This is a genomic window from Phocaeicola plebeius DSM 17135 (genome assembly GCF_000187895.1).
In the GTDB taxonomy this organism is placed as follows: Bacteria; Bacteroidota; Bacteroidia; order Bacteroidales; family Bacteroidaceae; genus Phocaeicola; species Phocaeicola plebeius.
The window spans coordinates 734141-760260 of record NZ_DS990130.1; the positions used below are offsets into that span (position 1 = coordinate 734141).

Here is a 26120-nt window from a genome sequence, read left to right on the forward strand (position 1 = left end):
GCCGGTGCAGTTAAGATGCACGCTATAATCTCTCTTTTGTTTTTTTATCACACGGCGAGGTGCTTATTAAAGGGGAACTTCGTACATTTGTGTGGACTTGTACGAACGTGTTTATGAAGGGATTTCGGAAGATTGGACTAGTATGTATGGTGTGTGCTGTGTGCGGCATGCTGTGGCTTTCGTGCAAACGTCCGGTACATCAGAGGGTGTACGCACAGGTCGATTCATTGAACCGTGTGGCGTATGAGGCACGTTATAAGGATCTTTCTTTATCTTCTAAAGCTGCTACAGAAGCTTGGAGATTGTCCGAAGGATATGCATCGGGCAGGGCAGAGGCATTGAACAATATGGGTTTCTGTGCATTCATGCGAATGGACTTTGAGCATGCAGCACGTTTATTTCAAAAGGCTACAGAAACCAGTAATAACGAGATTGAGCGTCTGGTGGCCGATGTCGGGATGATGAAAATCTGTCAACGCACTTCCATGAACAAGGAGTTCTATGATTATCATAACAGTGCATTACAACGTATCCGGCGTCTCAATGAGGATCGGTTTTCGCTTGAAAAGAGTGGGCTGGAAGGGCGGTTGAATTATGCACTTTCGGAGTTTTATATCGTATCAGGAATTTATTATTATTATTTGCAGCAGGACAAAGAGTCTATGCAGGCTATCAATGCTGTGCCGGAAGAGGCTTTGAAAAATGATACGGCGCAATGGCTGTATTATGCTTATATGCGTGGATCGGGTGGTATGTACGAGGCGCCTACACGTGAAGAAGTGACTATCGGAGAGTTTGGGTATCTGGTGCAGTGTCTGCAAGTAGCTCAGTTCAGGGGATATACCTATTTCGAGGCTAATGCGCTTCAAGCGATGGCCGAGCTGCTAGTGTTCCGTAGTAATCGTTTGTTGCTGAGTGAGAAAAGGGCGGGAATGCTTCGTCTGGTCAATCCCGACAACTTGCCGGTGGACAGTCTGCCGCTGGTCTTTGCCAGGGATGCGTTGAGTTTATTTAAACGCTATGGTGACTGGTATCAGATTTCGGGTACTTATCGTACCATTGCGACGTTCTATAATTATACGGGACAGCCTGAAAAGGCATTGGTTAATCTGAAGAAGGCCTTGAATTATGTCAATCTGCATCACGAGAAATATTACCATTGCAAGGATTCACTCGACCGTTTGCAGGCATATCTACCAGGAGACGGCACTTCCATCGAATTGAAATGGATTAATGACGAGGGTATCAATACGGTGCCCGAATGGATAGCCCGGTTACGGGAACAGCTGAGTCGTACGTATTCTGCCATGGGATGCAAGGCAGAATCGGATTATAACCGCAATGTGTATCTGGATATTTTGGACTACACCCGCCAGGATAAGGAATTGGAAAGTCGTTTTCTGGCATTGGAAAAGGAAACGGGACAGTTGAATGTGCTGCTGTGGCTTGTGGCGGCGGGTTTCTTGGTGTTAGTCGTATTATTTATCTGGCTGAACCGTTCCTGGAGGGTGAAGAATACGATGTATCTCACGGAACTCAAGCGCATTTTAGGGCTTTGTCAGCAGATTACGGGAGCGGTACCTGTTTCGGCAACCAGCAGGGAAGAGGTGGCCGATGCGGTAGTAAAAGTGATGAAACCAGAACTGGCAGAATTGTTTGGTGTGCGTGATGTGTGCATTACATTCTGCGATGAGGAAGAGGGGGAGGAAGAAAATGTGGAATTACATGAGGGTACTCCGTTAGTGTATGACCTTCAACTACCCGACAGGGAGGTGATTGTGGGAAAACTGTGGATGTGGTTTGCAGTTCCTGTGCGGAAGGAGGAGCAGACACTTATCCGATTGTTATTACCTTACTTGGCCTGGACTTTGGAGCATGGCATGAACCTGGTTTCACTAGGTGAGGAACAGCAAAGGCTGGAAAAAGAACAGTACGTCCATGAACTTCACCTGATGGAGAACAAACGTCAGAATGAAGTGAAAAAGGCGTGTTTGTCGATTGTGACGGGAATCGTACCCTATATTGACCGTATGGTAAACGAGGTACGAAAGCTCCGTACACTTCCGGTTGCAAATACAGAAGCTATACAGCAGGGAAAGTTAGGCTATATCGATGAGCTGGTGACAAAAATAAATGAATACAATGACATCCTGGCTTTATGGATTAAGATGCGGCAGGGTACGCTAAGTCTGAACATTGAAAACTTTGAGTTGCAGGAGTTGTTTGCGATGATTGCCAAGGGACGTCGTTCTTTTGAATTGAAAAAACAGACACTGACCGTAGGAGAAACGACGGCTTGTGTAAAAGCCGATAAGGCATTGACGCTCTTTATGATGAATACATTGGTGGAAAATGCCCGTAAATATACGCAGGAAGGTGGAAAAGTGAGTCTTTCCGCAGAAGAAACTCCCGACTATGTGGAGATTGCAGTGGAAGATAACGGACCGGGTCTTTCGGAAAAGGACCGTATGCGTATCTTGGGAGAGAAAGTGTACGATTCGGGGGCCATTGGTATGGATACTGCCACGGATGCGGCAGAGTTGCAACGTCAGAAAGGTCATGGTTTCGGGCTGATGAACTGCAAAGGAATTATTGAGAAGTATCGGAAAACGAACAACTTGTTTGCGGTTTGCCGGTTCGACATACAAAGTACGCCAGGAAAAGGCAGTCGTTTCTCTTTCCGTTTGCCCAAAGGAGCACGGCGAATGGTCGGATTTTTATGGATAGGCTTGTGTCTGCTGTTAGGGGTAGCTTGTTCTTCCCAACCGGAGCCTGTCTCGCATACAGTCAGCAATGAAAAGGTGGCTCCGTATGACAGTTTACTGGCCATTGCCAATGACTATGCCAATTGGGTGTATGAGTGCAATGTGAACGGAGAATATTCCACAGCATTGATGTTAGCCGACAGTGTATTGTATTATATGAACGCTCATTATCTTCGTTATTCGGGAAAAAGCGGTCCGTTGCTTCGACTGGAGAGTGAAGGAGAGGGGGCTGAGTTGACTTGGCTGGCCCAGTCGTTCGATACGGATTATTTTATTTTGCTGGATGTGCGTAATGAAGCGGCTGTGGCTTCGTTGGCTGTAAAGGATTTTCGGAAATACCGCTATAACAATGCGGCTTACGCGGCTCTTTACAAACGTTTGAGTAAGGATAATTCTTTGGAGGAGTATTGCTTGCAGATGCAGCGCTCGGCCAGCAACAAGCGTATTGCCTTGTCTTTGTTCGTGTTGCTGGTTTGCGGATGCCTGGTAGCCTATTATGCGCTTTATCTTCGCCATCGTTTGCATTATCGTTACAACATGGAGCAGGTGTTTGTGGTAAACCGTACCATCTTTTCAGCTGCTTCTTGTACGGAAGGACTCGGTGATGAGGTGCTGGACCGGATTGTACGGAGTATGTTCAACGAGTTGAACGAGATGCTGTTGCTGGAGAATCTGGCATTGGCTGTGTATGACGAGGAAACCACTCATCTGAAAACGGCATGTTTTACCGCGGAAGAGAATGAAGAAGAATTGCATGAACGTCTCCAGCGGTGTTACGATTCGGGACAGATGCAGTGGAGCGGTGTCATGAAATGGAGTTTCTTGCCTTTGTGGGTAGAAACAGGAGGCGACAAACATTGCGTGGGAGTATTGGCTTTAAAGCTGGCACGTGCCTATAGCCGGGAAGAAGACCGTTTGCTGGTTGAAATGGTATGTAACTATCTGGCGGTTATTTTGTATAATGCCATTGTACAGGTGAACCGGAAGTTTCATGACATTGAACTGGCACAGGATGAGGCCCGTCGTTCACTCTTTGAGGAGAATCAATTGCATGTGCAGAATATGGTGCTCGACAATTGCCTTTCTACCATCAAGCATGAAACAATCTATTATCCGAGCCGAATCAAGCAAGTGGCCGATAAATTAAACGGTGAGGTTACGGCCGCGCAGCGGACGGAGTTGTTGGAGAATATGTCGGAACTGGTGGGGTATTACAAGGATATATTTACGCTTCTCAGCTCGTGTGCTTCACGGCAGCTGGAGGAGGTTACTTTCCGTCGTACGGAAGTGGGGGTAGCCGAGCTGGCAGAGGGCGCGGAGAAATATTTGCGTAAGGTGATGCGCAAGCGTAACTTTACGCTGGAATGGCAGATGGATGTACCTTCGCTATGGGTAACGGGTGACCGGGTTTTGTTGCTCTTTCTCCTCGAAAATCTGATTGATGAGGCGGTGCGTTATGAGACTTCCGGAACCTTACGCTTGGAAGCAAAAGCAGAAGACGGCTTTGTACGCATGGATTTCATTGATATGCGACGGACTTATTCGCAGGAAGAACTGAACGCTTTGTTTTATCCCGACAGAGAGCGGATGTGTCCTTCAGGTGACGGACAGCGGTTGACAGGTACAGAGTACTTGGTGTGCAAGCAGGTTATCCGTGACCATGACGAGTATGGCGGACGAAGAGGCTGCCGCATCAATGCCAGTCCTTGGCAGGGAGACGGAGGAGGAAAGGGATTCAGTGTGTGGTTTACCTTGCCGCTCAGGCAGAAGAAATAACGAAATAGAATGAACATAAAATCAAGACAAAATGGAGAAGTTTAAGGTTGTCATAGTAGAAGATGTCAAACTGGAATTAAAGGGAACGGAAGAAATTTTCCGTCACGAAATACCGAATGCGGAGGTCATAGGTACGGCCATGACCGAGGAAGAGTTCTGGAAGCTGATGGAGACATGTACGCCCGATATGGTATTGCTTGACTTAGGGTTGGGAGGTTCTACCACTATCGGAGTGGAGATTTGTGCCCGTCTTCACCGGGAACGTCCGGAGCTGAAGGTGCTTATCTTCACCGGAGAGATTCTAAACGAGAAACTCTGGGTGGATGCGCTTCGGGCTGGAGCAGTAGGCATCATTTTGAAAACTGGTGAACTGTTGACCGCAACTGATGTGCAGGCCGTCATGGATGGAAAGAAGATGGTGTTCAACGAGCCGATACTGGAAAAAATTGTCGCCCGTTTCATGCAGACGGTGGAAGTGGAACAGCGTCGTCAGGAGGCAATTATTGATTATGACATTGACGAGTACGACGAACGTCTGCTTCGTCACCTGGCTCTGGGCTATACCAAGGAAATGATAACCAACCTTAAAGGTATGCCTTTCGGTGTAAAATCGATTGAGAAAAGGCAGAATGAACTTGTAAACCGGTTGTTCCGCTCTGATGAACGGACTGGAGTCAATGCTTGTCGCCTGGTAACCCGTGCGTTTGAGTTGCGCATACTTGATATCGACAATCTGGAACCCGATGAAGAATAAATTCAGCCTGCACCCGGCCACCTGCTTCCTGCTGCTGTTTTTGCTGGCTGCCTTGTTGTCATGGACCGGCAGTATTTATGAGTGGGAAGGTGTACGCAGTCTTTTGAGTGACGAAGGACTGCGGTGGCTCTTGCGTACGCTTTTAGATGACTATATTCTTTCTCCCGTATTTCAAGCTGTGGTGTGTCTTTTCTTTGGGGGAGGCCTATTTCTCCATTCCGGATTGGGTGATGCCTGTCACAGGATGGTGTCGGGTACCCGGAAATTCTCCCGAAAGGAGAAACGGGGAATCGGATTGGCAGCTGTCACTTTTTTAGTGTACGTCGGATTGTGTGTCTTGCTGGCTTTTGGTCCTTGGAATACGGTGCGCAGTGCCATCGGTACATTGTCAGATTCTCCGTTGGCCGATGGATTCTGGGGAGTGTGTTCGTTAGGGGTAGCTCTGCCTTCTATCGTGTATGGTTTTGCTTCCGATTCCTATCTGGACGATTCGGATGTAGTAGAAGGAATGGCTTATCTTTACAAGAACCGGGCTACGTACTTTGTCGTACTTCTTTTCATCACGCTTTTCTTTTCTTCGCTGGAGTTTAGTGGACTGACAGATTATGCCGGACTGTCGGATGAAGTGTGTCGCGGAGCTTATCTGCTTTGCTGTGTACTTTTTCTTTTATAAAAAATAGGGCTGTTTCCCTTGAAACGATTATCTTTGCCCCGTTATTTTCAACAAAAATCGGAATAAACGTATAAGATGAAAAAAATTGTATTATTTGCAGCAGCCGGACTGATGTCTTTGGCTGCTTGTCAGGAAAAAGCAGGCTATATCATTAAGGGTACAGCCGAAGGTGTGGCTGATGGCGATACCGTATTCTTGCAGAAACAGACAGAAGAAGGTTTTGAAGCACTTGATTCTGTAGTCGTAAAAAACGGAACTTTTGAATTTAAGGGAACTCCCGATTCTGTGGCTGTATCTCGTTTTGTAACTTACATGAAGGGAGATGCCCGTATGGCTGCCATGGTGTTTGTAGAAAAAGGAAATATTCAGGTGAATCTGAGCCCGATGGAAAGCCGCATTTCAGGAACACCGAACAATGATACTTATCAGAAGTTCATGGATGAATACCAGAAGATTGGTAAAGAGATGAACGACATGTACCAGAAGATTAAGGGTGATACTTTGTTGACTGAAGTACAGCGTGATTCACTGATGGAAGTTCTTGACAAGAAGGAAACAGAAGGTATGGACCGTATTTATCAGCTCGTGTCTGAGAATATTGCTAGTGCCGCAGGGGTACACTTGCTGACCATGTTCGGTTCTTCTTTCGAAGTAGAAAAAGTACAGCCTTTGCTGGAGAAAGTTCCGGCTGCTTTTGCTAATAATGAAGATGTAAAGGCTTTGAAGGAACATGTAGAGACAGTGGCTAAGACAGCAGTAGGAAAGAAATTTATCGATTTTACATTGAATACGCCGGAAGGCAAACCGGTGAAATTGTCTGACTTCATCGCTGCCAACAACTATACACTGATTGATTTCTGGGCCAGCTGGTGCGGACCTTGCCGTATGGAAATGCCGAATGTGGTAGCTGCTTATGCGAAGTATAAGGCAAAAGGTTTCGGCATTGTAGGTGTATCTTTGGATAACGATGCGGAAAGCTGGAAAAAGGCAATCAAAGATTTGAATATCACTTGGCCGCAAATGTCTGATTTGAAAGGCTGGCAGTGTGAAGGTGCAGCTTTGTATGGTGTGCGTGCCATCCCGGCTACTTTGTTGGTTTCAAAAGACGGTACAATCGTAGCTCGCGACTTGCGTGGTGAGGACTTGGAAGCAAAACTTGCAGAACTGATGAAATAATCAGTTTCTTCAAAGTAAGGACTTATTATAAAAGAAACGCGGACCTTTCGACAGAGAGGCCCGCGTTTTTTATGGGTATGTGAAGTCAGTTCTTTATACTTCCATCATTTTCTTTAATTTTCCTGAGAGCAGGAAAAGGATAACGGCAGCTGCTCCGCTCATGAACACGAAAAGCATGAAGAAGTCGAACAGATTCTCAATGGGATAGCCCATGAAACTTTTGCTTACCCCATGTTCCGGATAGTAACCGCTCAGCAGACCGGCAAACTTGTTGGCAGCCGAGGTACTCAGGTACCATACGCCCATCAGCAATGAAGAAAAACGAGCAGGCGACAGTTTGTACACCAATGAAAGTCCGATAGGTGCCAGACAGAGTTCGCCCATGGTGTGAATCAGGTAAAGACCGGTGAGCCATACCATGCTGACTTTCACACCCGGCTCAATGTCTTTCACTCCGAAGGCAATAAACAGATAACCTAACGCTAACAGTCCCAGTCCGATGGCTTGCTTGCGGGGAGAACTTGGTTCAATGCCTCTTTTACCCAAGAATGACCATACTGCTGCAAAGATAGGGGCCAGTGTCACAATCATAATAGGATTGAACGATTGGAAGTAGGCAGCAGGCATTTCCCATCCCCCGATGTGGCGGTCTGTCTGTTCGTCGGCAAAGAAGGTGAGTGAAGCACCGGCCTGTTCGTAGGCAGCCCAGAAGAAGATAACGAAAAATGCAATGATGTAAATCACTCCGATACGCAGTTTCTCGTGTCGGCTCAGTGAGTGGTCGGTAATGATAATCACCGGCATGACGATGGTAGTGGCGTAAATCAGTGAACCAATCCAGTCGGCGTCGGCAAACAGGTGCGTGCTGTCTGCATTCCAATTGATGGAGAAAAGCAAGGTAAGCAGAAGGGTGCTTCCGATCATCAGAAGGGTGCGCGAAGTGGATTTCTGTGAAGAAGTTTCTGATTGCTGTGCGGTTGATGCGCTTCTTTGTGGGGCAACACCTACCGGATTGCCGTCAGGGTCGCAGATGTATTTGTTCTTGAAAATCTGAAAAACAGTTGCTCCTAATATCATGCCGATGCAGGCAGCCAAGAATCCCCATTTGAAGTCCTCCGGATGTCCGGTGTTCCCTACGAGTCCACATACCAGCGGGGCGAGGGTAGAGCCTACGTTTACACCCATATAGAAGATGGTGAAGGCCGAGTCTTTCCGGTTGTCATCGGGTGTATAGAGCCGTCCTACCATGGTCGAGATATTGGGTTTGAAAAAACCGTTTCCTAAAATCAGCAGTCCCAGTCCGCAAAACATCAGGTATTTGGCCAATGCCACTTCCTGAAAATAGCAGGCACTGAGGAACAGCAGGAACTGACCGAGTGCCATGGTCAGTGCGCCAACCACGATGGACCGTCGGTTGCCCCAGTAGCGGTCAGCAATGTATCCGCCGATGAGCGGAGTAAGATACACCAGCCCCGTGTAACTGCCATACACTTGTGAAGCCATTTCCTTGTCGAAAAGCAACGCCTGTACCATGTAAAGCATGAACAGTGCGCGCATGCCGTAGTAACTGAACCGTTCCCACATCTCAGTTACGAAGAGTAAATAAAGTCCTTTTGGATGCCCTTTTGTTTGATTCATTCTGTTTTTATTGATAAAATGTTAGTAAATTGATTGTTTTTGCAAAAATAGAAAATCATTCTTATCCCTGCAAATGAAAAAGCCATCCCAAAGAGTGAGATGGCTTTCAAGTATAATGTAAGTTTATGAATTTGTTAATGGATAGTCACTTGGTCCAGTTGCTGGTAAGTAGCAGTGATACGTTCCATGAATTCTGAAGTAGGAGCTACCGCCATAAGTTGCAGCACCAAATCGTTTACATCAGCTTTGCTGTCGAGCTTGAGTGCGCGTGTCAGATCATTAAGAGACTCTTCATAACGTTCTGTTTCAAAGTAGAGTTGTGCGCGTGATTTATAGTTTTCTACATCCTCCGGATTCAGACGAATCGCTTCATTCAAGTCTGCTTCGGCACGTTTCCACATTTTCAGGTTAGTAAGCAGCACTCCTCTGGAATAGTGTGCAAACGAACGGTATTCTGTATCGGCTTCCGGAATAAGTTCCAGACTGGAGTTCAATGCCTGCAATGCCAGCTTGGTATTATTGCAGAAATTGCAGATTAGTGCCATGTAGCAATGTGCATATCCGTTGTCAGGATGTTCATTGATTTCTGCATTTAAATAGGTATAGGCAGCTTCGGGATTTCCTTCATTGAGGGCTTCCACTCCCTTTACGTAGTTTTCACTTTCAGGGCGTTGAATATTTTCTCCATACATTTGTATGGTAGAAATAAAACAGCAAATCAGAATTGCTGAGAGTGTTTTCATGGTGGCTTTCATAGAGTCTAGTTTTTATTAACGGGCGCAAATCTATAAACTTTTTATTATACTGCAAAGATTTTGCAGAAAATATTACAATTAGATGAAGGTAATCCGTAAAAACTTCCCTATATTTGCAGTGAAGAAAAATCAGAATATTTTAAAAGGTATTTCGAATAAGTATAGATTCTAATTAAATAATATAGTAAACCTAATTTATTTGGTAACCATGAAATCACTTAATGAAATTATTGCACAATTCCCGGAGGTTGGAGAGGTGAAAGAAATAATTCCTTTGACAGCCGGTTTGATTAATCAGACTTATAAAGTTCAGACTGCAGATCCGCAGGCTTGCGACTATATATTGCAGTGTGTCAATCATCAGGTATTTAAGGATGTAGCACTTCTTCAGCATAATATTGAGTGTGTGACCCGTCATATTCGTGAGAAACTGGAAAAGGCTCATGAAACGGATATAGATCGCAAGGTACTTCGTTTTGTACCGACTGCCGAAGGAAAGACATATTATTTTGATGGAGAACGTTACTGGCGTGTGTGCGTGTTCATTCCTGAGTCGCAGACACTGGAAGCAGTAACTCCTGAATCTTCTTATCTGGTGGGTGTGAAGTTTGGTGAGTTTGAAGCTATGCTGGCCGACCTTCCCGAGAAACTGGGTGAAACCATCCCTGATTTTCATAACATGGAATTCCGCATGCAGCAGTTGCGTGAAGCTGTGGCACAGAATGCGGCAGGACGCATGGAGAAAGTGCAGTCGCTTGTAGATGAAATTGAAAAAGATGCGGAAGAAATGTGTGCGGCTGAACGTTTGTATCGGGAAGGGAAACTGCCGAAACGTATCTGCCATTGTGATACGAAGGTATCTAACATGTTGTTTGATAAAGACGGAAAGGTGCTGTGTGTAATCGATTTGGATACAACCATGCCAAGTTTCGTATTCTCTGATTTTGGTGATTTCCTTCGTTCCGCCGGAAATACGGCTCCTGAAGATGAACCTGATTTGAACAAGATTCATTTCAACATGGATATTTTCCGTGCCTTTGCCAAAGGATACATTGAATCGGCTAAGAGCTTCCTTACTCCGCTGGAAATAGAGATGTTGCCATACGCTGTGATGTTATTCCCATACATGCAGGCCGTGCGCTTCCTGGCCGACTATATTAACGGGGATACATATTATCAGATAAAATACGCTGAACACAACTATGTGCGTACGCTGGCACAGTATAAGCTGTATCAGGAAGCACGTCGTGCAGTTCCTGAAATGAAGGAGTATATTTCTTCGCTGCTGTAAATCAGTGATTTGAAATTCTATAAAAGCGCCTTGATATTCTCTTTCTCAGAATGTCAAGGCGTTTCTTTTCAAACGCCTTTGCGTTTGAAGTAAAATGTACTTGCGTTTAAAAGAAAACGTCCTTGCGTTCGTAACGAAACGCAAGGACGTTTTTTTTGATTCATTTCAGTCAATATTTCCTATGGTAAATTTCTCAGGGTGTTTCCCTTTGAAATCCTTGAAATATAACTTGATTTCCTTCATGTCTTTTTCAATGTCACCCGTGGGCAAGAGGTATTTTCCTGCTGTAATGCACTTCTTTTCATAATCTATTCCAATCAGTACAATCGGAATTTTAGCCCCCAAGGCAATGTAATAGAATCCCTTTTTCCAGTCGGGATTAGCCGAACGTGTTCCTTCCGGTGTAATGGCCAGATGGAATGTGTCACTTTTTTCAATGCGTTGCACCAGTTGGTCTACCATAGAAGTACGCTTGTCACGATGTACGGGGATACCTCCCATTTTCCGGAATATGATTCCCAATGGGAAGAAGAACCATTCCTTTTTCATCAGAAAACCCGATTCACGCCCTATGGCCGTGATAAACAATTTTCCGATGAACAAGTCCCAGTTGGTGGTATGCGGAGCTGCACAGATGATGCACTTCTTAAAATCGGGTACATTTACTTCTGCTTTCCAGCCCAGCAGTTTGTGGTAGATAAACCGGCAGATAGCTTGTTTCATGTGCTGTTATTTCGACAGTTCTTCCAGTTTCTTGAATACGTTGTCTACTTCAGCATTGAAGTCAGCTCTCAGTTTCTTGTAGAACAATTTCACGCTGCCCGGTTCTGTGTGGCTGATGCGGCTGATGATATCATTACGCAGGTTAATAATCTGCAGGAATACCTCGCTGTAAGCTTCCCGTTTTTCTGCATTTGCGTTTGCCGATTCTACCAGGCAGAGTCCTGCTGCCAGTTCTGTAATATAATTGACTGTTTTTTTCAATGATCTTCTACTAGCCATAATTCTAAAGTTTTTAGTTAATAAAAAATGATTATGGTGTAAAGATACGATTTCTTTTGGAATATCCATGAAACAGTACCCGATTCTTGTGGATAAAAAACATTCCGTACTATTCCGGCGACCTGTGTTGAGTGAAGAAACAGTTACCGGAATGTACGAAATGAAATTAGTAAAAGAGAGATTGTATGAATGTGATTCTGTATTTATTTTTTCAAAAGTAAACGTCTATCCATTTTTATCCAAATCCGAATGTGGATTGCTGTGCTTAAGTAGTTGTTAGATAAAACTATTCATACTAAAATGGGGATTATGCGGGCGAAAAAATATGATATTTTTAGTTGAAAAATTGCTACCTTTGTAATAGTGGAGTAAAAACGTTATGAGACGAATACTAATTTATACAGGTGCAGGCTTGCTGCTGTTATTACTGTTACTGGCTGGTGGGTTATGGATTTTTCGTAATCATATTTTAAACCGGATGGCAGAAAGGCGGATAGCCAAACTGGAGCAGCGCTACGGATTGGAAGTGAATTATGATGATTTACGCTTTGAAGGGACCGGACGTCTTTTCTTGAACGGGCTGTCAGTTGTTCCCGAGAAAAGGGATACATTACTGACGCTTCGGTCTGCCACGTTTAACTTGGGATTCTGGCAATTGCTGAAAGGAAATGTGGAGGTGATGGACGTGGCGTTGGACGGATTGACCGTGGATTTTGTCAAAGAGAACCATCAGGCCAATTATGATTTCTTGTTCCGAAGCAGATCGGAGGGAGAAAAAGAAACGGAACGGGCCTCCGAAAAGGTGGGGTATGACAAGCGTGTGCAGACTTTGTTGAGTGGAATGTTCCGTTTATTGCCTTCTGAAGGACGTCTCACTCGCCTGCATGTACGCGAACGGAAGGACAGCGATTCCGTCAGTTTGTATGTACCGGAGTTCTGTATTGAGAATCACCAGTTTCGCAGCCAACTTACTTTTGTAGAAGAAGGACACACGCAGCATTGGGAAACGGAAGGAGAAATCAATGCCAGTGAGCGCCGTGTGTCGGTCAGCATTCAGGCACCTGAACTGACTGTGCCTTACATTCGTCGCCGTTTGGGAGCAGAAGTGGCCTTCGACAGGTTGTGGTTAAGTTTCACGCAGCAGAAAGAAGACGAAAAAGTAATCTTACTTGGTCAGACAGAAGTAGACGGATTGAAAGTATTCCATCGTCGCTTGTCGCCGGAACGTATTAATTTGGATCGTGGTAAACTCGATTTTCAATTGAATGTGGAGTCGCATGCCCTGGAACTGGACAGTTGCAGTACGATACGTTTCAATGACTTACAGTTTCATCCTTACCTGCGGGTAGAATCGCCCAGCCACCTCATGGCTTCCATACATCAACCCCTGTTTCCGGCTAAGGAGCTTTTCAACTCCCTTCCGCATGGACTTTTTGAGAACTTGGAAGGAATTCGGGTGGAAGGAGAGCTGGCGTACGATTTCGAACTGGATGCCGATTTGGCCTGTCCTGACAGCCTGAAGTTTTATTCCGACCTGCGTCCGCAACATTTCCGGATACTGGGTTACGGAACAACCGATCTCAGCAAGATGTCGGAAGAGTTTGAGTATACGGCCTATGAGGATGAGACGCCCGTACGCACTTTTCCGGTGGGGCCGTCGTGGAATCATTTCCTTCCTCTCGATAGTGTGCCGCAGCTGATGCGCATGGCCGTATTGCAGAGTGAGGATGGAGGGTTCTTTTACCATCAGGGATTTCTTCCCGATGCTATTCGTGAAGCGATGGTTTACGACTTGAAAACACGTCGCTTTGCGCGCGGAGGAAGTACAATTTCCATGCAGCTGGTCAAGAACGTGTTTCTGAATCGTCGGAAAAATATCGCACGGAAACTGGAAGAAGCATTGATTGTCTGGCTGATAGAACAGAACCGGCTTACCTCGAAGGAACGTATGTTTGAGGTGTATCTCAATATCGCCGAATGGGGACCGGGAGTGTATGGGCTGTTAGAGGCATCAGAGTTTTATTTTGGCAAGCGTCCGTCGCAACTGACGCTGGAAGAATGCATTTACTTGGCTTCTATTATCCCAAAGCCGAAACATTATCGCAGTTCGTTCGAAGCTAATGGACGGTTGAAAGAAAATCAGGAAGGACACTTCCGGCTGGTAGCCCGCAGGATGGCGGCCAAGGGAGTGATTTCGGAAACGGCTGCAGAAGGAATCGACTTGTCGCGCGTGGTGTTGACCGGAGAAGCCGGAAAATGTTTCGCTGATAGTCTCAGCCTCTCCATGCCACAGCCTGCTTCCTGAGTTATTCTCCGAGGATGGTAGCCACGATGCGCCGTCCTCCTCCGTGGTTGCGGAATTCACAGAGGTAGATTCCCTGCCATGTGCCTAAGTTCAGTCGTCCGTCGGTGATGGGGATAGACAGGCTGGCGCCCACCAGTGAGGATTTGGCATGGGCGGGCATGTCGTCCCAGCCTTCCAAAGTATGGTCGTACCAGGATTCGCGTTCGCGCACCAGGTTGTTGAATATCTTTTCCATATCGCTGCGTACGTCAGGGTCACAGTTTTCGTTGACTGACAGTCCGGCGCTGGTATGCTGGATAAAAAGATTGAGCAGTCCGGTCTTGGGTAAGGCAGGCAGGTGACTGAGCACTTCGTCGGTCACGAGGTGAAAGCCGCGCGCGCGTGCCCGGAGTGTGAAAGTAGTTTGTTGTATCATAATAATAAACGGTATGAAAGATTACAGATTTTATCCGTTCAAAGATAACACAAATCTTTCAGAAGGAGGGGGTATAGCGTGAAAAACCTCCTTTTACCATTCATTCAGCCATTCGTCCAGTGTTTTTCCATCCGTGAAGAGCTCAGGCTCCAGTGTTTGGATGCGTTTCTTCATCCGTGATTTCTGCTGGTAGACTGAAGTAGGAGAGATGGCCGAAAGTACGGCAATCTGCGATACCGTAAAATGAAGTTTGATAAGGATACAATATTGAATATCCATTTCCGTCAGATTCGGGAAACGGGTGGTGAGACGTGAAGTGAAGTTATTGTACACGTCGTCTACCAAAGCAGCCAGACAACTTTTGTCTGCTTCTTTAATGAAGCGCGGGCTGTGGCGCAATTCGTTGATGAGCGGCTGTTCAGAGATGAGTCGTTCGGCCAGTCTGTGTTCTCTTTCCCTCAATTGTTCCATTTCATTGGTCAGCGTCTGAATGTGCTGGATATGGCTTTTGTGATTCATTTTTGGCTGGATCGCATTTCGTTTTTCGTATGTCTTTTTCAAACGATTCATCTTTTCTCTGGAGTTTATTTTTTCACGCTATAATTATACTTTTGGCAAAGTTAGCGCATTCTTATTTACTTTAAAATAAATCCATATATACAGCCTTTGTTTTGTAAATTGCTGAAAAAGTGTGTTTTATGTTGTTTTCTTTTTGTATGTATATATACAGAGGGCCTTTTTTAGAATCTGTGAAGCCATAAATCCAGCGTTTCTCCTTCGGTAAAGCTGTCCGTTTTTTGTTGCAGGATGCGTTTCTTCATCCTTGATTTTTGCTGCGATACGGAGGTGGGGGATACCGCCATGAATACAGCTATTTGCGACACACTGAAGCCTAATTTGATTAGGCAGCAAAGTTGCTGGTCCAGCTCAGTCAGGTTGGGGAAAGCTTCCGTAAGCCGTTCGGTGAAATGCGGATAGATTTTGTTGACCAAGGTGGCAATCCGGACAAAATCCTCGGGTTGCAGAAAGCGTGGTTTGGTGCGTAGTTCAGCCACTAACGGGTGGGTAGAAATCAGTTGTCCGGTCAGTGCTTCTTCTCTCTCTTTGAGTCGCAGCATTTCGGTGGTGAGTTCCTGAAGGTGCGGCGTTTTAAGCGGAGCACTCTTCAATTGTTTCCAGTGCGCTTCAATTTGGTGTTGCAAATCTTGGTTGGCAATACTCAATTGCCGGTTCTGTTCTTCCAGTTGCCGGATGAGCGACAATTGTGCTTCCTGTTCACTGGCTTTCTGGGTAGAGAGTTGCATTTGCAGTTCCTGGATACTTTCATTGTTTTGTGCCATCAATACTTCGTTGTCCTTTAACTGCTTACTATATTTTTGCAGTTCGCTGGAAAGGCGGTGAATGGTGCGTTCCTTCTTCTTCAGGTTCTGCTGGTAGAGGACGATAAGTGCCAGAATCACTCCTAACAGCAAGGATACAACTACTGCAATGCGGAGTTCCATTTGCTGGCGGTTGATGATGAGTTCGTAGTTCCGTTGTTGCAGCTGGGCTCTGGTTTCTTGCTGCCGCAATGCTGTGTTGTGCTTATCTTTGAGGTCTTCTGTGATGGAGTCACAATATCGCCTGAATATCTTGTCCGTTATATGGAAGGCCCATCCTTTCATTTAATGCGGACTGCATCTGATAATATAAGGATTTGAATGACAACATGATTTGGTCTTTTTTCAGCTTTTGCTCTTTGTCCATGCTTTGGGCGGCTTTATCCAAATAATAGAACGCCGAATCATTCTTTCCTAAGTTTATATAAATCTCTGCAAGGCTTAACTGGACAGCATACGGCAGGAAATCGGGATTGAGACGGATAAGCCTTTGGAACTGGGCGATGGCTTCCCTGTATCTGTGTGCTCCTACCAGCATGCAGCCATGGTTTCGCAGAATATGATGGGCGAACAAGGTATCACCGGCCTCTAATGCCAGTTGAAACCCTTTCTCCGGACAATCAATGTTCGATGTATCTCCTCCTAACTGCGATACGAGGGCCAGTGAATACACCATCTGGTAATGCTCCTTCACCGGTAGTTTGTGAGCAATGCGAAGCATGTCTTCAATCATCGCTTTACACTCTAAAAAACGGCTTTGCTTGTATAGCACTTCCAGTTTCTTGCGCTGCAGCACTAACATGTTGGTGGTGTCTTTTCGGGAGATGGCCAGAGCAATGCCTTTGTCGAACACCGTGATGGCCTCATCGTTTGCTTCTTTCCACCTCAGGTACATGCCTTCGAGCAGGTAAGTATCCAGCAATCGTGCGGTATCTGTTGGCTGTTGGCGGTAGTAGGCAATAGCCTGATAGAGCAGGGAATCTTCTAACAAAGACATTTCCAGCTGGTAGTGGGCCATCGCCTTGTTCCATATCAGTTTCATCCGTTCCGCTTCCGGAAGAGACGTTTCATCCTTGATATTAAACAGAAGTTGTAAGGCAGAATCTGGTTGGTGATGATGCAGCAAAGAGTCCGTTTGTTGTAGCAGAGCACTTGCGTGGGGTTGCCTTGTGCAAGTAGCAAACAGCAGCAAGATGCCTGCTATATAGAGAATGGGTTTTATTTTGTGTTTCATGTGGCTGTTGATAAGGTGATATCACTTTTTCGTCATACAAATATAGCGATTTCTTGTTACATACGGTTCTTTTGGCTTTCACCAGCTCCGGTACCCTTGTACTTGCTCTTGGTAGCATTGAACTTGTAGCGCATGGTCAGTGAGATTCTTCTGAAATTGGTGATATAATCTGTCATGGTTTTGATGCCGCTATAAATAGTGCAATCCACATCATCTTTTTCCAACAAATTGGTGACTTGAAGTTGGAAACTCAATCTTTCTTTGAAGAAACTCTTGTAAAGTCCCATTGACACATCTAGAGAGTTGATACCCATGTACATGTTCTGTGAATGTCCTTTGGTGTAATAAGTGCCATCTACATCAAACAGGAATCCTGCCGGAAGAGTGATACTGTTACGCCATACAATGATTGTCCTTGGCTTATTCAGTGTGAGTTTGCCGTCCGGTCCTTGTGTATGAAACCACTGCTTAAAGACTTGTGCGGTGAGTTGCGGACTCCACCAGCCGATGGTAGGTGATAAGGTGATAGCTGATATGATATTGTTGTAGGGCTCCGTATTGACAGTTTTTAGCAAGGATATGGTAGGGTCAGCTTCCGAATAAGGTTCGCAAACCTGAATAATATCGTCTTTCGTACGGTTATAGGTAAAGCTGAAATTCACCCATTTATAGGATGCGGAAAATATAAGGTCTTGATTGATGATAGGTTTGAGAAATGGATTTCCCGTCTGGTAAGTATATCTGTTGCCGTAATATATGTTTCCTCTCAGCATATCGTACGAAGGACGCGTGATGCCACCGCTATAGCTCAGCTGAATTTGTGTCTTTCCTATAGGAAAGTTTATGTTGACAGAAGGAAATACATTGTTGAACGTGCGGCTTTGTTCGTCGATGTGTTTTCCTTGCTCATAGTAGTCGAACTTCACGTTTTCGTATCTCACTCCAGCCTGCACATCTACCTTGCCGAACGAGTGTGAGTAGTCCATGAAAGCCGCAGTGGAACCTTCTTTTATTTTACTGTCATCATTGTCGAGGATGCCCTCTTGGTTGTGATAGAGGTTTGTTCTGCTGGTATGCGAATACTCACCGCCGAATGACAGATTCCCCTTCCATAAAGGATACGACACGATCAGTTTTGTGGCATACAATGTTCCGTTATTTTTATTGAAGGTATTGACATCGTTCTCCGTTTCTCCATTGGTGATTTCCCTTGTATGCTGGCTTTCTTCTTTTACGTTCCACAAACCGTCGGCATTGAAATCAATGTTCCAATCGCCTATCTGTCCGTTGTAGTAATAGTTCAGGCTGTGTCTTGTAGAAGGGTCTTCACCAATCATTGTACTTGCATTGTTTTCGTACAGTTCTTGGTCAGCGTAGATATTGGCTGTGTAACGCCAGTCGCCTGTAGAGTTGAAGTATTTGTCCATGTCGTAGCGTACACCCATGGAGTGTTTCTCATTGAACTGGTAGTTTAGTGAAAGAACACCTTGGACATTACTATTGGAGTTCTTTCCGTAAGAAGCATCCATTTTCTGTTCCCACAGTTTGTCGAGATAAGTCTTCATGCCAATCTGCTGGTTATTCCCGTTGCGGAATCTGCCTCCGAACAATGTTCCCGACAGGTCGAAACCTCCTTTCCGGTAATTGAAATTAAACTGGTCGAAAGTAGTCCACCCGTACGTTCTTCGGTGGCGGGTTACGAAACGGTTATTAAATCCGAATCCTTCACCTGCTGCTTTCTTTGTAATGATGCGAATGACGGCTTTCACGGACGCATCGTATCTTGCTCCGGGATTCTTCACAACCTCCACGCGCTTGATTTGTTCGGATGATAACTGGTCAATTTCAGAATTGTCGCGTACCTTGCGTCCGTTGATGTAAATCTCGGCAGTGCCCGAGCCAAATACGTTTACTTCTTCATCTTCCGCAGAAACGCCCGGAATCTTGTTCAATAAATCTTCACCTGTTCCAGCCTTTTCGAGTACGCTACCCGTAATGGTGGTAATCATGGCATCGCCTTTGAGTTGCATCTTGGGCAAATCAGCCTTAACCACTACTTCCCCCAACTGTTGTGTGTCTGATGTCAGCTGTATTACTCCTAAGTTGGCAGGTTGGACGGGTTTGTATACAGTGTTATATCCGATGGAAGAAATACGTACAAGCTGATTCGGTGTGGTGGTATTCAGGCTGAATGTACCGTCTTCAGCTGTGACGGTTCCCGTGACGAAGGTCGAGTCGGGGAGTGTCAGAAGGACCACGTTGGCGTAGGGGAGAGGTTGTTTGTTTTCATCAATTAATTTTCCACTGACGGTCTGTGCGGCTATTTCACCGGCAGATGTAAGGCTGCATAATAGCAGGAGCGCTTTTCCAATTTTGTGCATACGATAATTTGTTTTTCTTATTATTTGCAAAGTGTGTTTGTCTACTTTTTTGATAGTAGTTTCTGTATTGCAAATATAGAAAGAAGAATTGCATGTATGCGAAAAACGGTCTCTACAGGTCTATTCCTGATAAAATCCATATGCAGCTGATTTATTGCTTTTTAAAAATAGAATTGGAATAGTGTATCTCTACAATTTGTATTTTTTATGTTTTAAGAGCTGATAAATTCTTGAAGAAAGACTTTTTCGATAGCCTGTTTTTCTATACATGCAGTTTTCCAGTAACAAATAAAGGACAACTTCTTGCGAGGTTGTCCTTTAAAATGTAATTAGAGTGTGATTTTTATAATGATTGTACAAGTTTACATGGTTATACCGGTTTCACGGTCTACATTATTCGTGGTCTTTCCCTTTGCATTCTCATCAATCAGTTCTTCGCTTATTGAGGAGCCTGCCAGAAGTATCGGTCATCGTTGACGGAATAGTTTCTCGGGTTCCGTTCCTCGCTGTCGCAGCCAGTAGGTTGCAGGAAGATGTAGTTGATGAGTTTCTCCCGATCGCTTTCTGTGTTGAATCCATAGCGTGTCCAGCTTTCCAGATAGAACAGATTTTTGGCCATGTACTCGTACAGATAGTCTTCCGTCGTGGTCTTCTTTTCATTATTCCAGTTGGCTTCTTCGTTCACCCGGACTGACTGGCCGTTTCTGAGGCGTGCACGCACTTCCTGTACGCTCAGCAGATTGCCCTGTTCGTCTGTCACCCAAGCATTGTTCGTGGGGTCTATCCAGAGCCATTTGCCGAGAGTGGACGAATAGACGGCGTTGATGACGTGGCAGTCGTTGATATACGTCTTCGGCATACAGGTAATGACGCGCGACGGAATGCCCATCGACAGGTAGCACTCGTTCAGTACCGTAGCCAACCCGCGGCAGTTCAAACCACGGCTGCCGTCTTTGCAGGCTTCAGCAAAATTGATAGAGTTATTTCCACCCTTCGGATTGCCGTTCTGCCCGTCGTGGCGTATCTTGTCGTGAATATAAGTCAGGATACGTTTGATAGTAGCCAATTCGTCGCCCGCCACGGCTACGCTATCTAGTCGGAAATAGTCACGGACACGCTTCAGGTCGGGTTCGTCGGCCTGCGCATAGACAATCCGGGGCAGGCTGTCGACTGACTGTGTGCGGGTGTATTCCGGCGCATTCTGCAGGATATAAAGGTAATCGCTAGTCTCTTTCAGCCGCTTCAGGACAGGTTGCAGTTCAGCTGCATCCAGAATGCCTTTCAAATCTTCGTCGTTAGTTATCTTTTTGTAGCTTATTTCCATCTTTCTGCTATCCAACGCTTTGAGTAAGCTGTTGACAGCTTCTTGTTTTTTCCCTTGTTTTGCCTGGACGCTGGCCATGTTATAGTAGCTGGAATATTTGAAGTAAGCATAGCCTTCGGCCAGCTGTGTCGCGTGTGCGTCGTATAAGTCGATAATCTTCTGGCAGAGGGCTTCGGCAGCCGGATAGTCCTTTCCGGTATATGCGTCAAAGAGCAGTGTGTTCAGCGAGTCGGTGGAAGCCAGAAACTTCCGTTCGGCATCGGTTTGTGCCGACAGGCTTATAAAGCAGACTAAATTCAAAAGTAAAATCAGTAGGTATCCTTTCAGTCTTTTCATTGTGTATTCTGTTTAAAAATTGGTTTTCAAGAGGGCGTTCAGGTTATAAAACATTATATGCTTCAGTCGTACCTTTTATGACATTCATTCCTGGAACTGATATAAAACTTACATACGGTTCTTCTGGCTGTCGCCTGCTCCTGTTCCCTTGTACTTGCTCTTGGTAGCATTGAACTTATAGCGTAAAGTGATGCCAATATTTCTGCGGGCTTCCATCTTTCCTGTCATCAGACGGTTACCACTATAAACGGTTGATTTTGCCTGATATGAGTTGAAAAGATCATAGGCTTTCAGCTGAACCGAAAGACGGTCTTTAAGGAAACTCTTGTAAAGACTGATGTTGGTAAACCAGCACCATTCTTCAACCTTTGTATTTTCGTTGTCACCCGGAGTGTCAAAACCTAAATCTACATCGAGACTGATACCAAGAGGCAACTTGAAATTGTTGTTCCAGGCAAAGTTCAATATCGGATTATTGAAGTTTTGTGTTCCATTGGATGTTTCCACCTTATACCATTGCTGGAGCAAAAGGAAATTGAACTGGGGAGACCATAATCCGATTGTTGGAGACAATGTCAGAGTGGTATATAACTTGTCACTGTTATACATGTTGTAGAAGGAATATAACGAAACGGTCGGATCATCTTCCGAATATGCCCTGCTCAGCTGTGTAATGGCATCTTCTCCGTGTATGTATCGTGAATTGAGATATATCCACTTGTATGATACATTCAACGTAAGACGATTTATCAGTGACGGTCTCAGAAGCGGGTTACCTCCTTCATAGGTATATCGGTTGCCGTACATGATGTCACTTCTCAGCATCCAGTATGAAGGACGGTAGATACTGCCGGTGTAGGTCAATTGTGTCTGTACTTTACCAATCGGAAGATTCAAGGATACGGATGGGAATACGTTGTCGTATGTCCTGCTCTGCTCGTCCATATACTTGCCATCCTCGTAATACTCGGAAGACAGATGCTCATACCGTACTCCGATCTGTGCCTGTAGCTTGCCGAAGTTGCGGGCATATTCCAGAAATGCCGAAGTGGAGTTTTCCTTGATATTACTGTTATTGTCATCCAGGATTCCTTCCACATTCATGTATGAATTATTCCGGTTCGTATAGGTGTATTCCCCGCCAAAAGAGAGGTTTCCTCCCCATAGTGGATGACCAAAAATCAGTTTGGTAGCATAAAGGGTATTGTCTGTCAGATTTTTGGTGGTGACAGTCTGTTTCTCTAAGGAACCTCCCGCTGGGGTGAACTGCTCCAGTATTTCCTGGGGATTCTTCGTATCCGACCAGAATCCGTCCGCATTGAAGTCGATATTCCAGTCTCCTATACGCCCGTTATAATAAGCATTGAGGGTATGTCTGGTTTCCTGCGTATTTCTCCAACCCGAAGTGTGACTCTCCTCATAAAGAGCATCATTCTGATACACCAAGGTATTCATCGGATCTACTGTTTCATAACGTTCAGGGGTCCGGTCATAATCATAGCGTGCACCCAGAGAGTGATTCTCGTTAAACTGATAGTTCAGCGACAGCATGGTCGAAATATCTTTCATGTCATATTGTGTGCAGAGATATGAATCCTGTATCCAGGTTTTATCCAACAGCGTTTTCTGTGTGATGGTCTTGCGGTCTTCTGTGTATCCTTTCTTGCCATACAGCATACCCGAAAGGTCGAAGCCTCCTTTTCGGTAATTGAAGTTGTACTGGTCGAGCACATTCCATCCGTAGCCGTAACCTGTATAAAAACGGTTGTTGAAACCGAATCCTTCACCTTGCGGCTTTTTGGTCTGAATACGGATAACCGCATTAACCGTCGCATCATAGCGCGAGCCGGGATTGTTCACCACTTCCACACTCTTGATGTTGTCGGAAGCAAGCTGGTCGAGTTCGGATTTATCTCTTACTTTACGGCCGTTGATATATATTTCAGGAGTTCCGGCACCAAATACTTTAATATCCCCTTCATTAGCCGAAACGCCGGGTATCTTATTTAACAGGTCATTTCCTGTTCCTGCGTTTTCAAGGATACTACCTGCTACGGTAGTCACCATGGCATCCCCTTTTACACGTGTCTTCGGCAAATCGGCTTTTATTACTACTTCCCCTAACTGTTGTGTGTCTGATGTCAGCTGTATTACCCCTAAGTTGGCAGTCTGGACGGGTTTGTATACGGTGTTATATCCGATGGAAGAAATACGTACAAGCTGATTCGGTGTGGTGGTATTCAGGCTGAATGTACCGTCTTCAGCTGTGACGGTTCCCGTGACGAAGGTCGAGTCGGGGAGTGTCAGAAGGACCACGTTGGCGTAGGGGAGAGGTTGTTTGTTTTCATCGATTAATTTTCCACTGACGGTCTGTGCGGCTATTTCACCGGCAGATGTAAGGCTGCATAATAGCAGGAGCGCTTTTCCAATTTTGTGCATACGATAACTTGTTTTCTTTATTATTTTGCAAAGTTTGTTTGTCTACTATTTTGTGGAGTAGTTTCTGGATTGCAAATATAGAAAGAAAAAATTCATGTCTGCGACAAATGGTCTCTACAGACTTATTTCCGATAATATATGTATATGTATGATAGCCAGTTGATTAAGAATAATAGTTGGGGTGTCGTATCTATACAAATATATTTTTTGCTTGTTCGCAGACAATTTATATGCACTTTCAATCATCGTTGTTATGAAGTGTATGTCGTTTCGTTTTTCTGCCAAGCGCTTTAATTTTGAAAAACACTAGGCGTATGATTTCAAGATGTTTCTTTTGTTTTTATGTTTTCCTTCGGCGAAACGTATGTTTCCGCCGTGCGAACCGTACGTTTTGCGTTGCGGAGCCGTAGGTTTTTCGTAGCGGAAACGTAAAAAGTTCCTTTTTGTCCGTGTAAAAATTCCGTTCCGTCTGCCGGACTTTGTGCGCAGTTTCAGGCTTTGCAGCTATTTTTTTCAGTCTTTCGTGAAACTTTCCCTGCATCCATTCGCGCACACGTACGCGTACGCACGAGTTATATAATGTAGGTCATTTCACATCCGTTTTCGCATGATGATAAAAAATATGCTTTATAGCATAAAGTAAATCAGTGAGTTAGATAAACCCCTGAAAAAATATTTCAAAAAAGTGTGCCATAAGAGTTGCAGAAAAGGAAAAAGTCTGTACCTTTGCAACCGCTTTCGAGAGGGAGAGCCGCTGAAGATGACAGACTGAGTAAAGCTGAGGCTACGGAAGAGAGTGCCGATGCTGCACCGAGTATCTTACCTTGCAGATGAGCAAGGGAGCGAGAAAGGGTAAGCCGCACGCCTTCTTGAAACCTTCTGAAAAATTTTTTCAAAAAAACTTTCGAAAAAATTTGGAGGTTACGAAAAAACGCCTTACCTTTGCAAACGCTTTCCCGCTGAAACGGGAGCTTGAGAAAAGATAGTTCTTTGAAAGACTTTAGATAAACAGACTAGGATGTAGTACAAGAAGTAGTCCTTTATATAATGTATATATGGGATGAACGGAAGACAACCGTCAATAACCCTTGGAAACAAGGAAAATGAAAAAAATCGGTTTCCTGAACAGAGATAAAACATACCCGAAAGGGTAGTAAAAATATTTTACAATGAAGAGTTTGATCCTGGCTCAGGATGAACGCTAGCTACAGGCTTAACACATGCAAGTCGAGGGGCAGCGGGATTGAAGCTTGCTTCAATTGCCGGCGACCGGCGCACGGGTGAGTAACGCGTATCCAACCTTCCGTACACTCAGGGATAGCCTTTCGAAAGAAAGATTAATACCTGATGGTATGATGAGATTGCATGATAGCATCATTAAAGATTTATCGGTGTACGATGGGGATGCGTTCCATTAGGTAGTAGGCGGGGTAACGGCCCACCTAGCCTACGATGGATAGGGGTTCTGAGAGGAAGGTCCCCCACATTGGAACTGAGACACGGTCCAAACTCCTACGGGAGGCAGCAGTGAGGAATATTGGTCAATGGACGAGAGTCTGAACCAGCCAAGTAGCGTGAAGGATGAAGGTCCTACGGATTGTAAACTTCTTTTATAAGGGAATAAAACCTCCCACGTGTGGGAGCTTGTATGTACCTTATGAATAAGCATCGGCTAACTCCGTGCCAGCAGCCGCGGTAATACGGAGGATGCGAGCGTTATCCGGATTTATTGGGTTTAAAGGGAGCGCAGACGGGTCGTTAAGTCAGCTGTGAAAGTTTGGGGCTCAACCTTAAAATTGCAGTTGATACTGGCGTCCTTGAGTGCGGTTGAGGTGTGCGGAATTCGTGGTGTAGCGGTGAAATGCTTAGATATCACGAAGAACTCCGATTGCGAAGGCAGCACACTAAGCCGTAACTGACGTTCATGCTCGAAAGTGTGGGTATCAAACAGGATTAGATACCCTGGTAGTCCACACGGTAAACGATGGATACTCGCTGTTGGCGATATACAGTCAGCGGCTTAGCGAAAGCGTTAAGTATCCCACCTGGGGAGTACGCCGGCAACGGTGAAACTCAAAGGAATTGACGGGGGCCCGCACAAGCGGAGGAACATGTGGTTTAATTCGATGATACGCGAGGAACCTTACCCGGGCTTAAATTGCAAAGGAATGATCTGGAAACAGGTCAGTCTTCGGACCTTTGTGAAGGTGCTGCATGGTTGTCGTCAGCTCGTGCCGTGAGGTGTCGGCTTAAGTGCCATAACGAGCGCAACCCTCGCCGCCAGTTACTAACAGGTAATGCTGAGGACTCTGGCGGGACTGCCATCGTAGATGTGAGGAAGGTGGGGATGACGTCAATCAGCACGGCCCTTACGTCCGGGGCTACACACGTGTTACAATGGGCGGTACAGAGCAGCTACTGCGACAGATGCATCCGAAGCCGCTTCTCAGTTCGGACTGGAGTTCTGCAACCCGACT

General features: G+C 45.3%; 17 protein-coding genes and 1 rRNA gene. 7 read left to right on the forward strand and 11 right to left on the reverse strand.

What is annotated here, in order from left to right:
• Window positions 1–113 precede the first annotated feature (113 nt).
• The 4 genes from BACPLE_RS11165 (at window position 114) to BACPLE_RS11180 (ending at window position 7144) form a co-directional block, all read left to right on the forward strand.
• Complete coding sequence (locus tag BACPLE_RS11165; protein WP_007561925.1) at window positions 114–4541, forward strand: DUF5113 domain-containing protein; 4428 nt, start codon at window positions 114–116, stop codon at window positions 4539–4541.
• Window positions 4542–4572: 31 nt separating this feature from the next.
• On the forward strand, window positions 4573–5295 hold the full coding sequence (locus tag BACPLE_RS11170; RefSeq protein WP_007561928.1) for a DUF5932 domain-containing protein: 723 nt from the start codon (window positions 4573–4575) through the stop codon (window positions 5293–5295).
• On the forward strand, window positions 5285–5968 hold the full coding sequence (locus BACPLE_RS11175) for an AbgT family transporter (RefSeq protein WP_007561930.1): 684 nt from the start codon (window positions 5285–5287) through the stop codon (window positions 5966–5968). Before BACPLE_RS11170 ends, BACPLE_RS11175 begins: the two co-directional genes overlap by 11 nt.
• 75 nt (window positions 5969–6043) lie before the next feature.
• Entirely contained in the window at window positions 6044–7144 is a 1101-nt protein-coding gene (locus tag BACPLE_RS11180) for a TlpA disulfide reductase family protein (RefSeq protein WP_007561932.1), read from the forward strand.
• A gap of 93 nt (window positions 7145–7237) precedes the next feature.
• On the opposite strand, the gene BACPLE_RS11185 is transcribed toward BACPLE_RS11180, so the two are convergent.
• Together BACPLE_RS11185 and BACPLE_RS11190 are read right to left on the reverse strand one after the other, a co-directional pair.
• Window positions 7238–8782, reverse strand: a complete 1545-nt coding sequence (locus BACPLE_RS11185; protein ID WP_007561934.1) for a peptide MFS transporter — start codon at window positions 8780–8782, stop codon at window positions 7238–7240.
• 134 nt (window positions 8783–8916) lie between these two features.
• Window positions 8917–9537, reverse strand: a complete 621-nt coding sequence (locus BACPLE_RS11190) for a tetratricopeptide repeat protein (RefSeq protein WP_007561936.1) — start codon at window positions 9535–9537, stop codon at window positions 8917–8919.
• 208 nt (window positions 9538–9745) lie between these two features.
• Between BACPLE_RS11190 and BACPLE_RS11195 the strand changes: the two genes are divergently transcribed.
• On the forward strand, window positions 9746–10828 hold the full coding sequence (locus BACPLE_RS11195; protein ID WP_007561938.1) for a phosphotransferase enzyme family protein: 1083 nt from the start codon (window positions 9746–9748) through the stop codon (window positions 10826–10828).
• Window positions 10829–10993: 165 nt separating this feature from the next.
• Here BACPLE_RS11195 and BACPLE_RS11200 read toward each other — a convergent pair whose 3' ends face one another.
• Together BACPLE_RS11200 and BACPLE_RS11205 are read right to left on the reverse strand one after the other, a co-directional pair.
• On the reverse strand, window positions 10994–11551 hold the full coding sequence (locus tag BACPLE_RS11200; RefSeq protein ID WP_007561940.1) for a 1-acyl-sn-glycerol-3-phosphate acyltransferase: 558 nt from the start codon (window positions 11549–11551) through the stop codon (window positions 10994–10996).
• Window positions 11552–11557: 6 nt separating this feature from the next.
• Window positions 11558–11830, reverse strand: coding sequence for a hypothetical protein (locus BACPLE_RS11205; RefSeq protein ID WP_022053139.1), 273 nt, complete (start codon window positions 11828–11830; stop codon window positions 11558–11560).
• 379 nt (window positions 11831–12209) lie between these two features.
• On the opposite strand from BACPLE_RS11205, the gene BACPLE_RS11210 reads away from it, so the two are divergent.
• On the forward strand, window positions 12210–14135 hold the full coding sequence (locus tag BACPLE_RS11210) for a biosynthetic peptidoglycan transglycosylase (protein WP_007561946.1): 1926 nt from the start codon (window positions 12210–12212) through the stop codon (window positions 14133–14135).
• Window position 14136: 1 nt separating this feature from the next.
• Here the strand turns inward: BACPLE_RS11210 and BACPLE_RS11215 are convergent, their stop codons facing one another.
• The 7 genes from BACPLE_RS11215 to BACPLE_RS11245 form a co-directional block, all read right to left on the reverse strand.
• Entirely contained in the window at window positions 14137–14550 is a 414-nt protein-coding gene (locus BACPLE_RS11215; protein ID WP_007561948.1) for a secondary thiamine-phosphate synthase enzyme YjbQ, read from the reverse strand.
• A 93-nt stretch (window positions 14551–14643) separates the two neighbouring features.
• Window positions 14644–15120: a hypothetical protein gene (locus tag BACPLE_RS11220; protein ID WP_007561950.1), complete on the reverse strand. Its 477-nt coding sequence runs from the start codon at window positions 15118–15120 to the stop codon at window positions 14644–14646.
• Window positions 15121–15290: 170 nt separating this feature from the next.
• Entirely contained in the window at window positions 15291–16214 is a 924-nt protein-coding gene (locus BACPLE_RS11225; protein ID WP_007561953.1) for a helix-turn-helix transcriptional regulator, read from the reverse strand.
• A complete protein-coding gene (locus BACPLE_RS11230) occupies window positions 16162–17163 on the reverse strand; it encodes a tetratricopeptide repeat protein (RefSeq protein WP_007561955.1) in 1002 nt (333 codons plus the stop codon). The genes BACPLE_RS11225 and BACPLE_RS11230 overlap by 53 nt, the downstream gene beginning before the upstream one ends.
• A gap of 56 nt (window positions 17164–17219) precedes the next feature.
• Window positions 17220–19544 carry a TonB-dependent receptor domain-containing protein gene (locus tag BACPLE_RS11235; RefSeq protein WP_007561957.1) on the reverse strand — a complete coding sequence of 775 codons (2325 nt, stop codon included), beginning with the start codon at window positions 19542–19544 and terminating at the stop codon, window positions 17220–17222.
• Between the two features lie 439 nt (window positions 19545–19983).
• Window positions 19984–21204: a transglutaminase domain-containing protein gene (locus tag BACPLE_RS19725; RefSeq protein ID WP_007561958.1), complete on the reverse strand. Its 1221-nt coding sequence runs from the start codon at window positions 21202–21204 to the stop codon at window positions 19984–19986.
• Window positions 21205–21312: 108 nt separating this feature from the next.
• Window positions 21313–23643 (reverse strand): outer membrane beta-barrel protein, encoded by a 2331-nt coding sequence (locus tag BACPLE_RS11245; RefSeq protein WP_007561960.1) that lies wholly within the window; start codon window positions 23641–23643, stop codon window positions 21313–21315.
• Window positions 23644–24809: 1166 nt separating this feature from the next.
• Between BACPLE_RS11245 and BACPLE_RS11250 the strand changes: the two genes are divergently transcribed.
• Window positions 24810–26120, forward strand: a 16S ribosomal RNA gene (locus tag BACPLE_RS11250); the annotation flags it as partial.